The organism is Desulfovibrio sp. TomC, assembly GCF_000801335.2.
In the GTDB taxonomy this organism is placed as follows: Bacteria; Desulfobacterota; Desulfovibrionia; order Desulfovibrionales; family Desulfovibrionaceae; genus Solidesulfovibrio.
Window position 1 is genome coordinate 20547 of the sequence record NZ_JSEH01000010.1, and the last position, 14230, is coordinate 34776.

Consider the following 14230-nt stretch of genomic DNA (forward strand, 5'->3'; position numbering starts at 1 on the left):
GCTTAAAACGGCCACACGTTGTCGAGGATGCGGGTCAGCCAACCGCTCTTTTGCCGGTCGGCCAGATCGCCCTCGCCGTAGTATTCGATCTGGCAATCCGCCAGCTGGGTGGAAGGCACGGTGTTGGCCGGACCGATGTCGATGGGCCGCACCAACCCCCGGACCACGATGATCTGGTTTTCGTTGTTGACCCGGGTCTGGCGCGCCCCTTCGACCTGCATCACCCCGCCGGGCAGGATATTGACGATGCGGCAGCCGATGGCGGCGGTGACGGCGGATTCGCGCTTGGTCTCGCCCTTGCTCTGGAACTTCTCGGCAATAGAGGCCTGGACCATGGGATCAGAGCCGATCAGGCCCTTCATGCCGAAAGCCGGGCCGCCGAGCTGGCCGGAGAGGTTGCCGGCGATTTCCTTGCCGCCGAAATAATTCTGCACCCCGAGGTTGGTGCTGGAGGTCTTGTCGTTTTTGGTCTCGGCCTTGAGGTCGGACTTGGAGGTATCCACGATGTTGACCGTCACGATGTCGCCGATGCGCCTGGCCCTGGTGTCGTCAAACAGAAAGGTGGGCTGGCTCTGGCTGTAGATGGAGCCGGGGTTGTCGGCCGGCGGCGGAGCCTTGGCCACAGGCGGCGTGACCTGCGGGGCCGGGGCGGCCTGCTTGGAGGCCGGGGCGCAGGCGGCCAGGGCGACCGTGGCCAGAGCCAGGGGAAGAAGTTGTTTGCGTATCATGGCACTCAATCCTTTGCGTCACTATCCGTGTGCGCGCCTCGGGCAGACTCGTTTACTGGATCACAACCGTCGTGTTGTCGCGGACAACACCAGTAATTTCCTTGGAATTCTTTGAATTCTTGACGGTTATCTTGCCGCCGGGCGCACCGTCGGTGACGGCCTCGGCCAGCATGGTCAACCGCACTTTCCGACCCTCGTAGATCAACTTGACCTGATCGCCCCGCAAGATCAGCGGCATCTGTTCCATGTCGTCGGCCATGATGATCTGGCCCGGCCCCACGCCCCGGCGCGCCCGCCACTGGCCGTTTGCCGGATCGAACACCCGGCCCTTGATGCCGGCCATGTTGCGGCGCTCGTACACGAAGGCGATCTGTTCCACGGCGGCTCCATCCTTGGGAAGAATGCTCTTGATGGCCACAGGGACCCGGGCGACATGCTCGACCACGGCCTCTGCCGGCACCTGTTGCAAAATCCTTGCCCCGGGTCCGGTCACCACGTAGCGAAAGGCTGTCTTGCCCGGCGTGATCTCGGAAACGTCAATGCCGACGGTGGCCTGGTCATCCACAAAGAGGTGGTCCGGAGCCGTCACCGACACCAGCCGGGCCTCGTCGCCAAGGGCGCTCACCTTGGGCGTCAATGTTTCGACGGCCATGGTCCGAAGGGCTGGAGCCGCCACCACCCGGCCTCCCCGGCCCAGGGTCAGCTGGGTGGGCAGGGAAAATTCCACCGGGGCGTCGCGCAGATAATAGCGCAGGCCTTCCAAGACCTTGGCCGAGGGAATAACCGCCTGCCGCCCCACGGTCTCCGGGGCGTACCACAGCGGCGTGGCCCCGAGTGTGGCCCAGGCATCGGCCGGAAAATCCCCCTGGGGTTCGGCGATTTCGGACAACAGCACCCGTTCGCCGGCAGCCGTGGCCACATCCCTGACCGCCAGCCGCCACAGCCCGGCCCCGGCCGGCAAAGCAGCCAGGACAACGGCGGCGGCAAGGCCCAGACCAGCCAGGATACGAAGCAATGAACGTCCCATAAGCCCTCCTCAGTTCGCCCTGCCGTCTACCGCTTCACGTTGACCGCAGTCTGCAACATGGCGTCAGCGGTGGTGATGGCTTTGGAGTTGGCCTCGTAGGCGCGCTGGCCAACGATCAGGCCGACCATTTCGTCAACAAGCTCCACGTTGGACATTTCCAGAAATCCCTGGGCCAGCGTGCCGGCGTTCTGGTTGCCGGGGGTGACCTCATTGGCCGCGCCCGAGGCCTGGCTTGGCGAATAGAGGTTTCTGCCCTCGGCGGTCATGCCGGCGTTATTGATGAAGGTGTAGAGCGGGATGTCGGTTGCGGCCAGCTCGGCGCTGCTGGAATCCAGACAGGAGAGATGGCCGTTTTCCGTGATGGTGATGGTCTTGGTTTCGGTCGGCACGGAAAAGGTCGGCTGGAGCGGATACCCGTTGGCGGTCACGATGGTGCCGTCCTGGTTGAGCTTGAACGAACCGGCCCGGGTGTAGAGTTCCCGGCCGTTGACGTCGACCTTGAAGAACCCTTCGCCCTGGATGGCCAGATCGAGCTGGTTGCCGGTGTTTTGCATGTCGCCCTGGGTAAAGAACTTGTGCACCGTCGTCGGTTTGACGCCAAGGCCCACCTGCAGGCCGGTGGGCAGGCGGTTGCCGCCCACGGTTTCCGTACCGGCCACTTGCAGGGTCTGGTACATGAGGTCCTCGAACTCGGCCCGGCTCTTTTTGAAGCCCACGGTGTTCACGTTGGCCAGGTTGTTGGACATGGTGTCGATTTGCATCTGCATGGCCACCATGCCGGTGGAAGCCGTCCAAAGGGAGCGCATCATAACGAATTTCCTCCGGGAATTGGGCCTTAGGTCCTGTCGGTGCCGACGCGGATGGCCTTGGTGTCGAGTTCGTTGGAACTGGTCATGACCTTCTGGTAGGCCTCGAAGGTCCGTTGGGTTTCAATCATGCTGACCATCTCCTCCACGACCTCGACGTTGGGTTTTTCCAGAAACCCCTGGGCCACTTCGGTGCGCCCGGCCACGGCCGCGCCTTCCTGGATGGTGGCCCCGGCCTGGGGGGTGTAGAGGTTGGCGCCAAGCTTTTGCAGGGCGTCGGGATTTTGGACGGTGACCACGTCCACCTGCCCCACCTGCGCCCCATCAACATAGACCGAGCCGGAGCCGTCCACCGAGACGCGGCCTTCGGGCAGTTGGATGGGACCGCCGTTGCCAAGCACCGGCTTGTCCTGGTCATTGACCAGCATCCCCTCGGCTGAACGGTGAAACGCCCCGTTTCTGGTGTAGGCCGTGCCTGACGCATCAGCAACCTTGAAAAAGCCCGGCCCCTGGATGGCCATGTCCAGGGGATTGCCCGTGGCAACCAGCCCTCCCTGGCTGAAGTCGGTCTGCTGCATGGCCAGCCGGGGCTTGGCAATGAGGTCGGCCCGGGGAAGCAGCTCTTTTTGCCGGATATCGCCGCGGGGATCGACGTGGTAATCGTGGGCGTAGCGGAAAAACGTGTCCTCGAAGGAGACACGGTCGCGCTTGAAGCCGGTGGTGTTGATGTTCGCCAAATTATTGGCGGAGATATTGAGGCGCGTTTCGGTGGAAAGTGCCCCGAAGACAGCGCTGTACATACTCATTTCCATGGCGGCGATCCTCCTCGGCCAGCCTTGTTGCAACATGCGGGCCACAGGTTGGGAAGGTCGCCGGGCCAAAGACCGGGCCTGGTCGGGCGGGCGGGTTGAGGGGCCGTGTTTTTTTCGGCGCACCGGCCATGCAGCTTGACAAATACGGGTGAAGTGGTATTTCCTTCCATTCGAGCGGGCGTAGCTCAGTTGGTAGAGTACAAGCTTCCCAAGCTTGGTGTCGCGAGTTCGAATCTCGTCGCCCGCTCCAAACCTGAGTCTCCCAACCGAACGGTTGTCGTGACAAGGTGGGCCTGACGATCGGTCCACTTTTTTTTTGCTGACCAAGGAAACCATGCAGCGTACAAGTGTCGTTTCGGAAAAAATCCGGGAGCTTATCACTCCCTTTCTCGCCACCCTGGGCCTGACTGTCTGGGGGGTCGAGCTGGCTGCAGCCGGACACCGGCAGTTGGTGCGCGTGTACCTCGACCTTGCGGCCGAGCCCCCGCGCACACCCGATCGCCAGGGCGTGACCATCGCCGAATGCGCCCGGGTCAGCCGCCACCTCGGCTCGTTGCTTGAGGTCGAGGAATATTTCCACGGCGCCTATGTGCTGGAAGTGTCGTCACCGGGCCTGTCCCGGCGCTTTTTCGAGCCGCAGCAGCTGGCCGCCTACATCGGCCGGGAGATCGAGGCCAAGCTGGCCGTCCCCCAAAACGGGCGCAAGCGTTTCCGGGGCATTCTCACCGCCCAGACCGGGCAGGCCGTGTCCATGACCGCCGATCCGGGTCCCAAATCTTTCCCGATTTCCTTTGATTTTGCCGAGGCGGACAAGGTCCGTCTCATCCACGCATTTGACGCCACACCCGAAGGAGAGGCCGACGGCGACGACTCTCCCTACGGCAGCCCGGAGGCAACCTCATGACTGAACTGAAAAAAGCCATCGATCAAATCAGCAAGGACCGCGGCATCGACCGCGATCTGCTGGTCGATACCCTGGAAGAAGCCGTACGGTCGTCGGTCATCCGCAAATACGGCGAGAACCTCGACGTCGAGGTCAGCTACAACGACGAGCAGGGTGAGATCGAAGTCTACCAGTTCAAGGTTGTGGTGGAAGACGACGACGTGGCCGATCCGGCCGCCGAAATCTGCCTGTCCGACGCCAAGGCCATCGACCCCAACGTCGTCCTCGAAGACGAAATGGGCTTCAAGCTGGCCGTGGAAGACCTCGGCCGCATTGCCGCCCAGTCCGCCAAACAGGTGATTATCCAGCGGATGCGCGACGCCGAGCAGGAAATCATCTACGAGGAATACAAGGACCGCAAGGGCGAGATCATTTCCGGCATCATCCAGCGCCGCGACCGGGCCGGCTGGATCATCAACCTCGGCCGTACCGAGGCCCTGTTGCCCAAGGAAGAACAGATCCCCCGCGAGCGCTACAAGCGCGGCGACCGGGTCCAGGCCTTTATTATCGAAGTCCTGCCGTCCGGACGCGGACCCCAGATCATTGTCTCGCGCACCCACGGCGAGTACATGAAAGCCCTTTTCGCCCGCGAAGTGCCGGAAGTTTCCGACGGCACCGTCAAGATCGTCGGCGTCTCGCGCGATCCCGGCTCCCGGGCCAAGGTGGCCGTGGTGTCCAAGGACCGCGACGTCGATCCGGTGGGCGCCTGCGTCGGCATCCGCGGCTCGCGCATCCAGAACATCGTTCAGGAACTGCGCGGCGAGCGCATCGACATCGTGGTCTGGAACCCGGAAATCGCCACCTACGCCGCCAACGCCCTGTCCCCGGCCCGGGTCACCCGGATCTCCGTGGACGAGGACGAAAAGTCCCTGGAAGTGGTGGTCACCGACGACCAGCTCAATCTGGCCATCGGCCGCAAAGGCCAGAACGTCAAGCTGGCCGCCAAGCTCCTGGGCTGGAAGATCGACATCTTTACCGAATCCCGGTTCCACGAAGTCAATGCCTCCAAGAAATTCCTGGAGCAGCTGGCCAGCGTGGCCGAGATCCATGTGGACAACATCATCTCCGCCGGTTTCGGCAGCATGGAACAGCTGGCCGAAGCTGACGACGCAGCCATCGACGCCATTGCCGGCATGACGCCGGCCAAGCGCGACGACCTGCGCGCGGCGCTCAAACTTATGGGCGCGTTTGCCAAACCCGAGGAGACGACCTCCGATGAGGAGGCCGACACCGGTGCGGCCGACGCCGAGGTCCAGGAGGCGTCTGAAACGGCGCCAACCGATACGGACAGCGCGCCAACCGAGGATGCGCAGAAACCGGACGAGGCCTGATGACACGCGGCAAGTCTGATCGGCCGGATTGGCCGGTGCGCATGTGCGTGATCTGCCGCAGCCGCTTTCCCAAAAGCGAGCTTGGGCGACACGTCGCGGCCGCGGGCGGGGGGACGGGCTTCGTGCCCGATCCCCAGGCCGCCATGCCCGGACGCGGGCACTATCTCTGCGCCAACCCCGAATGCGCCGAGAAATTTTTGAAATACTCCGGTCGGCCCAGGCGACGGAGGGGGGGTCAAGGTGAATAAGATTAGAATCAAGGACATCGCCAAGGATCTGAGCCTGTCCAACAAGGACATGCTGCAAATCCTGCGCGAGCTCGGCATCCAGGTCAAAAGCCAACTAGGCACATTGACCGATGAGGAAGCCGCCCAGCTGCGCGCCCGCGTGAGCCAGGGCTCGCCCAGTCGTACCCAGGTCATCGACACAGAGGTGTCGCCCGGCGTCATCGTCCGCCGCCGCAAGGCCGCCCCCACCCCCCCGGCCGCCGACGCCACGGACGTACCCCGGGAAGTCATTCCCGAGATCCCGACCCCGGACGAAGCACCGGTCGTGGCCGCGCCCAAAGCCCCGGTCGCAAGCGACCTCGACGACAGCGAGGACGCCGATTACCGGCCCCAGGCCGAGGATTTCGAGGCCTTTGCCGCGCCTGCGGACGAAGCGCCGGCCGCCGAGCCGCAGCGCGTAGCGCCCCAGCCCGGCAACGCCCGCATCGTCCGACCGGCCGCTGCGGCCCGGATCATCGAGCGCCCTGAGGCGGAGAAGGTCGAGAAAGCAGCCCCGGTCGAACCCGAACCGGTGGTGACCGAGACGGCTGCAGCGGCCGAACCGGAAATCCCGGCGATGCAAGCGCCCGAGGACACCCCGCCCGTGGCCGAAGCCCAGGTTCCGGACCAGAGGCCGGTCGCGGACGACGTCCCGCCCGCTGCCGCTGCCGCTGCCGGCGAGTCCGAGGAAGATAAACGCGCCAAACGGCCCCGTCGCCCTGAACCGGCTCCGGCTCCCAAGGTGCGCATCATTTCCATGCCCGATCCCAAGCGGACTCCGGCTCCTGAAACCCGTCGCCCGGCGGCTGGCGAAGGCCAGCGTCCCGGTGGTCCCGGCCGCCCCGGCGGCCCTGGCCGTCCCGGCGCTCCCGGCTATACCCCGGGCGGTCCCCGTCCGGCCGGTCGTCCGGTGCCTGGCATGCCGCCGGCACCCGGCACGGGCGACGACAAGAAGCGCAAGAAAGACCGCCGCGTCGTGGAATTCGGCGGCCAGACCACCGAAGAGGAACGCCGCAAGAATGCCGCCGCCGGCAAGGGCGGCAAGCGCAAGGCCGGCGAGGTCCAGGATCGCACCGGCGGTCGCGGCGGGAAGTTCAAGCGCAAGAAAAACCGTGACGATTTCCTGGGATCCAAGTCCGATGCCGGCGCTCAGCCGATGAAGGCCGCCAAGCGCAAGATCCGGATGGAAGAAACCATCCGCGTCTCCGATCTGGCCAAGCAGATGGGTTCCAAGGCCCAGGATCTGATCAAGGTGCTGCTCGGTCTTGGCGCGCTAGTGACCATCAACCAGTCGCTGGACATCGAGACCGCCACCCTGGCCGCTGCCGAGTTCGGTTTTGAAATTGAAAAGTCGGGCTTCTCGGAAGACGACTACATCATCAATGCCGAGATCGACAAACCCGAGGACAAGAAGCCGCGGCCGCCGGTCGTGACCATCATGGGCCACGTCGACCACGGCAAAACGTCGCTGCTCGACGCCATCCGGCTGTCCAACGTGGTTTCCGGCGAGGCTGGCGGCATCACCCAGCACATCGGCGCCTACCACGTCACCACCAACCGCGGCGACATCGTCTTCCTCGACACCCCGGGCCACGAGGCGTTCACCGCCATGCGCGCCCGCGGCGCCCAGGTCACCGACATCGTGGTCCTGGTCGTGGCCGCCGACGACGGCGTCATGGATCAGACCCGCGAAGCGGTCAACCACTCCCGGGCGGCCGGCGTGCCCATCGTGGTCGCGGTCAACAAGATCGACAAACCCGACGCCAACCCCGACCGGGTCAAGCGCGAACTGGGCGAACTCGGCCTTGTGCCCGAAGAATGGGGCGGCGAGACCATCTTCGCCAATGTCTCGGCCAAACAGAAGATCGGCCTGGACGAACTGCTTGAAATGATTCTCCTGCAGGCCGAAGTGCTGCAGCTCTCGGCCAATCCGGACAAGCGCGCCCGGGGCCATATTGTCGAAGCCCGCCTGGACAAGGGCCGCGGCCCCGTGGCCACGGTGCTCATCCAGGAAGGCACCCTGCACCAGGGCGACGCCTTTGTCTGCGGCGTGTTCTCTGGCCGGGTGCGGGCCTGTTTCGACGACCAGGGTCGCAAGATCAAGGAAGCCGGACCGGCCATGCCCATCGAGGTCCAGGGCTTTGAGGGCGTGCCCGAGGCCGGCGACGAGTTCGTCGGTGTCGAGGACGAAAAGGTCGCCCGCCGCATCGCCGAGACCCGGGCCACCAAGCAGCGCGAACGCGAATTGGGCAAGGCCTCCAAGGTCACCCTCGAAACCTTCCTGGCCAGCCGGCCCGAAGCCGAAGCCCAGACGCTCAATCTGGTGCTCAAGGCCGACGTGCAGGGTTCCCTTGAAGCCATCGCCGATGCGCTCAAAAAGCTGTCCACCGACAAGGTCAAGGTCAACATCATCCACGCCGGGGCCGGGGCCATCACCGAGTCCGACGTGCTCCTGGCCTCCGCCTCCTCGGCCATCATCATCGGGTTCAATGTGCGTCCGACGATCAAGGTCAAGGAAATGGCCGAGCGCGAAAGTGTTGACGTGCGCTTCTACGACATCATCTACAAGGTCGTCAGCGAAATCAAAGACGCCATGTCCGGCATGCTCGCTCCGGTCATCCGCGAGCAGTACCTGGGCCAGGCCGAGGTGCGCGACACCTTCACCGTGCCCAAGGTCGGCACCGTGGCCGGTTGCGCCGTCATGGACGGCAAGCTGACCCGCAACGCCGGAGTGCGGCTCCTGCGCGACGGCGTGGTGGTCTACACCGGCAAGCTCGCTTCGCTTCGCCGCTTCAAGGACGACGTCAAGGAAGTCACCAAGGGCTACGAGTGTGGCGTGGGTCTCGAAAACTTCAACGACGTCAAGGTTGCCGACGTGATCGAAGCCTTCGAGTCGGTCGAAGAACGGGCCACTCTGTAAACGAATGCCGGGGGCGGCTGCCCGCCCCGTTTCGGAACATGGCCGTATGCCGCGAGGCTGCGGCCATGTCCCATACTGACCGATTTTCCAACCGTCCCCCGTTGACCGGGGAAGACAGCGCATGGTCGTAGGCGTCCTCACACTCCAATTCGCCCTCCACGGCAACGATTCCCTCAAGGGCAAACGCCGCGTGGCCCAGAGCCTCAAACACAAACTGCGCAACAAATTCAACGTGGCCGCCGCCGAAGTGGCCATGCAGGAATCCTGGGACACCCTGGTGCTGGCTGCCGTCACCGTCTCCAACGATGCCACCCATGCCCGGGGGCTTTTGCAAAAGGCCGTGAACATGGTGGAAGCCGCCGCCCTGGCCGAACTTGTCTACGAAGACATTGAAATTTTAACGCTCTGATTGATCGGAACCCTTCATGAAACGTACCGCATCGCGGCGCTCGCACCGCCTCGCCGACCAGATTGCCCGGGAAATGGCCATGGCCCTTCTCGAAGATGTCCGGGACCCCCGGCTCGAACTTGTCACCATAAGCGGCGTGACGCTCAACGCCGATCTCTCCATCGCCCAGGTTTTTTATACGCTCAGCGGCGATGCAACCCGTCTGGCCGGCGCAGCCAAGGCCCTGGACCAGGCCCGGGGATTTCTGCGCACCCAGCTCGGCAAACGCCTGTCCATGAAGTTCGTGCCCGACCTGCGCTTTTCCCGCGACACCTATCTGGAGGACATGGTCTATGCCAAACCCGAGGCTTGAGATCGTCCGCCGCATCCGGGCCGGCCAGAACTTTCTGGTGGCCGCCCATGCCGCTCCGGACGGCGACGCCCTGGGTTCGACAGCAGCCATGGGCTTTATCCTGGAAGCCCTGGGCAAGAATTTTTCCCTGGTCAATGATTCGCCCGTCCCCCCCCAGTACGGCTGGATGGAGCTGCCCGCCCCGCTGATCGAGCGCCCTCTCGATGACGCGTATGACCTGGCGATCGTCCTTGATTGCGGCGATGGACCGCGCCTGGGGGACCTGGAAACGAGTCTTGATCCGACCCGGGTGGCCGTCATCGACCACCATCTGGGCAATCCCGGCTTCGGGGCGGTCAACTGGATCGATCCCACCCGCAGCGCCACCGGCGAGATGGTGGCTCTGATCGCCAAGGACCTGGGCGTTCCCCTGGCCGGCTCTCTGGCCGAGGCGCTCTACACGGCCATGGCCACGGACACCGGCTTTTTCAGTTTCAGCGGCACCACCGCCACCTGCCTGGAGCTTATCGCCGAAATGATCCGGGGCGGCCTGGATATCGGAACTGTCGGGGCGCGCATCAAAAACCAGTGGAGCATGAACCGGGTGCGTTTGTGGTCCGAAGTGCTCGGCAGCCTGGCGGTTTGCTGCCATGGACAGGTCGGCACGATCAGGGTATCGCAAGAAATGTTTGTCCGCACCCAGACGACCCCGGAAGACTGCGAGGGGCTGATTAACAACGCGCTGCGCATCAAGGGCGTCCAGGCGGCCTTGCTGGTCCGTGAGCTGCCCGAGGGCGGCGTAAAATTTTCCCTGCGCTCGGTCGGCGCGGTCAACATCCAGACCGTGGCCGCCTCGTTTGGCGGCGGCGGCCATAAAAACGCCTCGGGCGGCAAGTTGGCCATGCCCCTGCTTGAAGCCGAAACCACCCTGGCCACGGCCCTGTGCCAGGTCGTGGAGCCGCTTCGTGGCTGAGAAGTATCCCCTGCCCCAGCTGCACGGCGTCCTGGTCCTTGATAAGCCCACCGGGCCGACCTCGACCCGCTGCCTGACGGCCATCAAGCGGCTGGGCCAGAAGAAGATCGGCCATGCCGGCACCCTCGACCCGCTGGCCGCCGGCGTGCTGGTGGTGCTTCTCGGCGAGGCCACCAAAATCGCCCCCTACGTCATGGAAGGCGAAAAGACCTATTTCGGCGCATTGACGCTCGGGCAGACCACGGATACCTACGACAGCCAGGGGACCGTGACCGCTGAGGCGTCTTTTGCCCACGTCACCCCCGAGGCGCTCACGGACGCCATCGAGTCCTGGCGCGAACTGACCAGCCAGGAAGTGCCGCCCTACTCCGCGGCCAAGCATCAGGGGCGGCCCCTGTACGAACTGGCCCGCAAGGGCCTGGCCGCTCCGGTCAAGGTGAAAGAGATTTCTGTTTTCGACGCGCGGGCCGTATCGGTCGACCCGCCGTCGGCAACCTTCCGAGTCCGGGTATCCGCCGGCGTCTACATACGCTCCCTGGTCCACAGCCTGGGGACGCGAATGCAGTGCGGCGCGATCATGACAGCCCTGACCCGGGAGGCGAGCCGTCCCTTTGAGCTGGCCCAGGCGCACAGCCTGGACGACATCCTGGCCGACCCGCAGTCGCTGCCCGGGCGGATTATTCCGCTCGATGCCGCCCTGCCCCACTGGCCAACTGTCGTCCTGGACGATCCGGCAGCCGAACAGGTCCGGCGGGGTATCCGTATCCCGGCCGGCAACGGTTTCCCGGACGGGACGTACGCCCTGCTCGTCAGTCAAACGCGCCTGCCCCTGGCTTTGGCCAGGGTCGAGGCGAAGGACGGCCTGTTGAGGTGGGCCATTGTACGCGGTCTCTTCGGCGACCCCCAACCGGCCCGGCGCGACGGCACTGACGCCCCCGCGCGCCAAAGTACCCCTTAAACAGGAGGATATCGCTGTGGTTATGACTGCCGACAGCAAGGCTCAAGTCATCAACGGACACCAGAAGCACGAAGGCGACACCGGCTCCCCCGAGGTCCAGGTCGCTCTGCTGACGGCGCGTATCGTGTATCTGACCGAACATTTCAAAAGCCACCCCAAGGACTTCCACTCCCGCACGGGCCTTTTGAAAATGGTCGGACAGCGTCGCAAACTTCTTAACTACCTGAAGAAGAAGGACGTCCAGCGCTATCGCGATCTGATCGCGAAGCTTGGCATCCGCAAGTAGTTCGCAAGTAGTCCGCACAAACGGGGTCCGGTTCGCCGGACCCCGCCTTCCCGCGCATGCATTATGCGCGCCCGCTCTCGGGACGCTGGTCCCGGCAGTTGTCGCGCCTGCTGCATGGCGGGAGGGCAGACCGCTTTTTACTGCCGCTCCCTTCATCTCAAGAGGTGCCTATGACAATGACCTTTGATCCCATCCGCCTCCAAGCCACCATCGGCGATAAGCCCGTCATCATCGAAACCGGGCGTCTGGCCAATCAGGCCGACGGCGCGGTCTGGATCCAGTCCGGCGGCACGGTTGTGCTGGTGACGGTCTGCACCCAGGCTCTGGCCGAAGAAAAAGGCTTTTTCCCCCTGGTGGTCGACTACCAGGAAATGGCCTATGCCGCCGGGCGTATCCCGGGCTCCTATTTCCGCCGCGAGATCGGCCGCCCGTCCGAGCGCGAAGTGCTTGTGTGCCGGCTGATCGACCGCCCCTGCCGGCCGCTTTTTCCCAAGGGCTTCCGCGACGAAGTGCAGATCATTGCCACGGTGCTCTCGGCCGACGGCACGGTCGAGCCTGACGTCCTGGCTCTGACCGGCGCGTCCACGGCCCTGCACATGTCCAAGATTCCCTTCCACGGCCCCATCGCCGGCGGCCGGGTGGGCTACATCGACGGCCAATTTGTGCTGAACCCGACCGTGTCCCAGATCAACGCCGACTCCATGCTGAACCTGGTCTTCGCTGCTTCCCGCGACGCCGTGGTCATGGTCGAAGGCGGCGGACGCTTTGTGTCCGAAGATCTGCTGGCCGACGCCCTGGAGTTTGGCCACACCTCCGTGCTGCCGCTCCTCGACCTCCAGGAAGAGATGCGCGAAAAGGCCGGCAAGCCCAAAATCGCCTTCACCCCGCCGGCAACCGTGACCGAGCTGGAAGACGTGGTGCGCGAAGCCGGCGAAGCCAAGCTCAAGGAAGCCTTCACCATCAAGGAAAAGATGGCCCGACGCGATGCGCGTCGCGCCGTCAAGGCCGCCGTCGTCGAGGCCGTGGTCGCCGCCTTCCCGGAGACCCCGGCCTACAAGATGAAGGCCGGCGAAATCCTGGAAACCATGGAAAAGAAACTGCTGCGGGCCCTGATCAAGGACACCGGCATCCGCCTCGACGGCCGCAACGTCACCACGGTGCGTCCCATCGGCATCGAAGTGGGCGTGCTGCCGCGCACCCATGGTTCCGCGCTGTTCGCCCGGGGCGAGACCAAGGCCCTGTGCGTGGCCACCCTGGGTTCCACCGGCGACGAGCAGAAGATCGAGACGCTTAACGGCGAGACGCACAAGCGTTTCATGCTCCACTACAACTTCCCGCCCTACTGCGTGGGCGAAGTCAAAATGCTGCGCGGCCCGTCGCGTCGGGACATCGGTCATGGCGCTCTGGCCGAACGGTCCGTCCTGCCTGTCCTGCCCGGCCCTGAAGACTTCCCCTTCACCATGCGCGTCGTGTCCCAGATCCTGGAATCCAACGGTTCCTCGTCCATGGCCTCGGTGGCCGGCGCTTCGCTGGCCCTTATGGACGCCGGCGTGCCCATCAAGGCTCCGGTGGCCGGCATCGCCATGGGCCTTATCAAGGAAGGCGACGACTTCCTGATCCTGACGGACATCCTCGGCGACGAGGACGCCATGGGCGATATGGACTTCAAGGTGGCCGGCACCGCCGACGGCGTCACCGGCATCCAGATGGACATCAAGATCACCGGCATTCCCCAGGCCGTCATGCGCCAGGCGCTCAATCAGGCCAAGGAAGCCCGCCTGCACATCCTGAGTCGCATGGCCGACATCCTGCCCGCGCCGCGCCCCGAGCTGTCCGCTCTGGCTCCGCAGCTGGCCGTGGTGCATATCAACCCGGAAAAGATCCGTGAAGTGATCGGACCCGGCGGCAAGAACATCAAATCCATCACGGCCGACACCGGCGCGTCCATCGACATCGAGGATACCGGCAAGATTTCCATCTTCGCCCCGACCCTCGAATCCCTGGAAATGGCCAAGGCCCGGGTGGAATACTACGACCAGCACGCCGATGTGGGCGCCAACTACAAGGGCAAGGTCATCAAGGTCATCGAGTGCGGCGTCATCGTCGAGATCCTGCCGGGTCTCGAAGGTCTGGTGCACGTCTCCCAGCTCGATGTGGAACGGGTGTCCAGCCCGGCCGATGTGGTCAAGATGGGTCAGGAGCTTGAGGTCAAGGTGCTTGACGTCGAGCCGACCGGCCGCTTGCGCCTGTCGCGCAAGGCCGTCATCAACGAAGAACGCGGCATCGCCTACGATCCGGCCGACTACGCCAAGACCGGCGGCGGCGGCGGCTTCCGCGGCCGTTCCGGCGGCGATCGCGACCGTGGCGGACGCCGCTAGTCCGGGACGCCTTCATTCGTCTGTACAGGGGATCTCCGCAGGGAGGTCCCCTTTTTTACGGG

14 protein-coding genes and 1 tRNA gene are annotated in these 14230 nt (G+C 64.5%); 11 read left to right on the forward strand and 4 right to left on the reverse strand.

Features of this window, described 5'->3' with window-relative positions:
• Positions 1-2: 2 nt before the first annotated feature.
• The 4 genes from NY78_RS11045 to flgF are packed head-to-tail and all read right to left on the reverse strand — an operon-like array spanning position 3 to position 3373.
• The gene (locus NY78_RS11045) at positions 3-725 is read right to left on the reverse strand and encodes a flagellar basal body L-ring protein FlgH (RefSeq protein WP_197084240.1); all 723 of its coding nucleotides are present in this window, start codon (positions 723-725) and stop codon (positions 3-5) included.
• Between the two features lie 55 nt (positions 726-780).
• Entirely contained in the window at positions 781-1755 is a 975-nt protein-coding gene (flgA, locus tag NY78_RS11050) for a flagellar basal body P-ring formation chaperone FlgA (RefSeq protein WP_043635666.1), read from the reverse strand.
• Positions 1756-1781: 26 nt separating this feature from the next.
• Positions 1782-2564 (reverse strand): flagellar basal-body rod protein FlgG, encoded by a 783-nt coding sequence (gene flgG, locus NY78_RS11055; protein WP_043635668.1) that lies wholly within the window; start codon positions 2562-2564, stop codon positions 1782-1784.
• Positions 2565-2590: 26 nt separating this feature from the next.
• A complete protein-coding gene (flgF, locus tag NY78_RS11060; protein ID WP_043635671.1) occupies positions 2591-3373 on the reverse strand; it encodes a flagellar basal-body rod protein FlgF in 783 nt (260 codons plus the stop codon).
• Positions 3374-3547: 174 nt separating this feature from the next.
• Here flgF and NY78_RS11065 point away from each other — a divergent pair.
• The 11 genes from NY78_RS11065 to pnp all read left to right on the forward strand — a co-directional run bounded on the left by NY78_RS11065 (position 3548) and on the right by pnp (position 14168).
• Positions 3548-3623, forward strand: a tRNA-Gly gene (locus tag NY78_RS11065).
• 84 nt (positions 3624-3707) lie between these two features.
• Positions 3708-4277, forward strand: a complete 570-nt coding sequence (rimP, locus tag NY78_RS11070) for a ribosome maturation factor RimP (protein WP_043635675.1) — start codon at positions 3708-3710, stop codon at positions 4275-4277.
• Positions 4274-5647 carry a transcription termination factor NusA gene (gene nusA, locus NY78_RS11075; protein ID WP_043635677.1) on the forward strand — a complete coding sequence of 458 codons (1374 nt, stop codon included), beginning with the start codon at positions 4274-4276 and terminating at the stop codon, positions 5645-5647. The genes rimP and nusA overlap by 4 nt, the downstream gene beginning before the upstream one ends.
• Positions 5648-5688: 41 nt before the next feature.
• Positions 5689-5895, forward strand: a complete 207-nt coding sequence (locus tag NY78_RS23710) for a YlxR family protein (RefSeq protein WP_331428925.1) — start codon at positions 5689-5691, stop codon at positions 5893-5895.
• Positions 5888-8833, forward strand: coding sequence for a translation initiation factor IF-2 (gene infB, locus NY78_RS11080; RefSeq protein ID WP_043635680.1), 2946 nt, complete (start codon positions 5888-5890; stop codon positions 8831-8833). Before NY78_RS23710 ends, infB begins: the two co-directional genes overlap by 8 nt.
• 121 nt (positions 8834-8954) lie before the next feature.
• Positions 8955-9242 carry a DUF503 domain-containing protein gene (locus NY78_RS11085; protein WP_043635684.1) on the forward strand — a complete coding sequence of 96 codons (288 nt, stop codon included), beginning with the start codon at positions 8955-8957 and terminating at the stop codon, positions 9240-9242.
• Between the two features lie 16 nt (positions 9243-9258).
• Positions 9259-9594, forward strand: a complete 336-nt coding sequence (gene rbfA / locus NY78_RS11090) for a 30S ribosome-binding factor RbfA (RefSeq protein WP_043635687.1) — start codon at positions 9259-9261, stop codon at positions 9592-9594.
• Positions 9575-10546, forward strand: coding sequence for a DHH family phosphoesterase (locus tag NY78_RS11095; protein WP_043635688.1), 972 nt, complete (start codon positions 9575-9577; stop codon positions 10544-10546). The genes rbfA and NY78_RS11095 overlap by 20 nt, the downstream gene beginning before the upstream one ends.
• Positions 10539-11504 carry a tRNA pseudouridine(55) synthase TruB gene (gene truB, locus NY78_RS11100; RefSeq protein WP_043635690.1) on the forward strand — a complete coding sequence of 322 codons (966 nt, stop codon included), beginning with the start codon at positions 10539-10541 and terminating at the stop codon, positions 11502-11504. Before NY78_RS11095 ends, truB begins: the two co-directional genes overlap by 8 nt.
• A gap of 16 nt (positions 11505-11520) precedes the next feature.
• Positions 11521-11790 carry a 30S ribosomal protein S15 gene (gene rpsO / locus NY78_RS11105; protein WP_024825350.1) on the forward strand — a complete coding sequence of 90 codons (270 nt, stop codon included), beginning with the start codon at positions 11521-11523 and terminating at the stop codon, positions 11788-11790.
• Between the two features lie 170 nt (positions 11791-11960).
• Positions 11961-14168, forward strand: coding sequence for a polyribonucleotide nucleotidyltransferase (gene pnp, locus NY78_RS11110; protein ID WP_043635693.1), 2208 nt, complete (start codon positions 11961-11963; stop codon positions 14166-14168).
• The last annotated feature ends 62 nt before the right edge of the window (positions 14169-14230 follow it).

Excerpts from the sequence above, each read along its gene's own strand:
- flgG (WP_043635668.1), bottom strand. The coding sequence starts at position 2,564 with ATGATGCGCTCCCTTTGGACGGCTTCCACCGGCATGGTGGCCATGCAG.
- rbfA (WP_043635687.1), top strand. The coding sequence starts at position 9,259 with ATGAAACGTACCGCATCGCGGCGCTCGCACCGCCTCGCCGACCAGATT.
- flgF (WP_043635671.1), bottom strand. The coding sequence starts at position 3,373 with ATGGAAATGAGTATGTACAGCGCTGTCTTCGGGGCACTTTCCACCGAA.
- flgA (WP_043635666.1), bottom strand. The coding sequence starts at position 1,755 with ATGGGACGTTCATTGCTTCGTATCCTGGCTGGTCTGGGCCTTGCCGCC.
- NY78_RS23710 (WP_331428925.1), top strand. The coding sequence starts at position 5,689 with ATGTGCGTGATCTGCCGCAGCCGCTTTCCCAAAAGCGAGCTTGGGCGA.
- pnp (WP_043635693.1), top strand. The coding sequence starts at position 11,961 with ATGACAATGACCTTTGATCCCATCCGCCTCCAAGCCACCATCGGCGAT.
- NY78_RS11095 (WP_043635688.1), top strand. The coding sequence starts at position 9,575 with ATGCCAAACCCGAGGCTTGAGATCGTCCGCCGCATCCGGGCCGGCCAG.
- NY78_RS11085 (WP_043635684.1), top strand. The coding sequence starts at position 8,955 with ATGGTCGTAGGCGTCCTCACACTCCAATTCGCCCTCCACGGCAACGAT.
- nusA (WP_043635677.1), top strand. The coding sequence starts at position 4,274 with ATGACTGAACTGAAAAAAGCCATCGATCAAATCAGCAAGGACCGCGGC.
- rimP (WP_043635675.1), top strand. The coding sequence starts at position 3,708 with ATGCAGCGTACAAGTGTCGTTTCGGAAAAAATCCGGGAGCTTATCACT.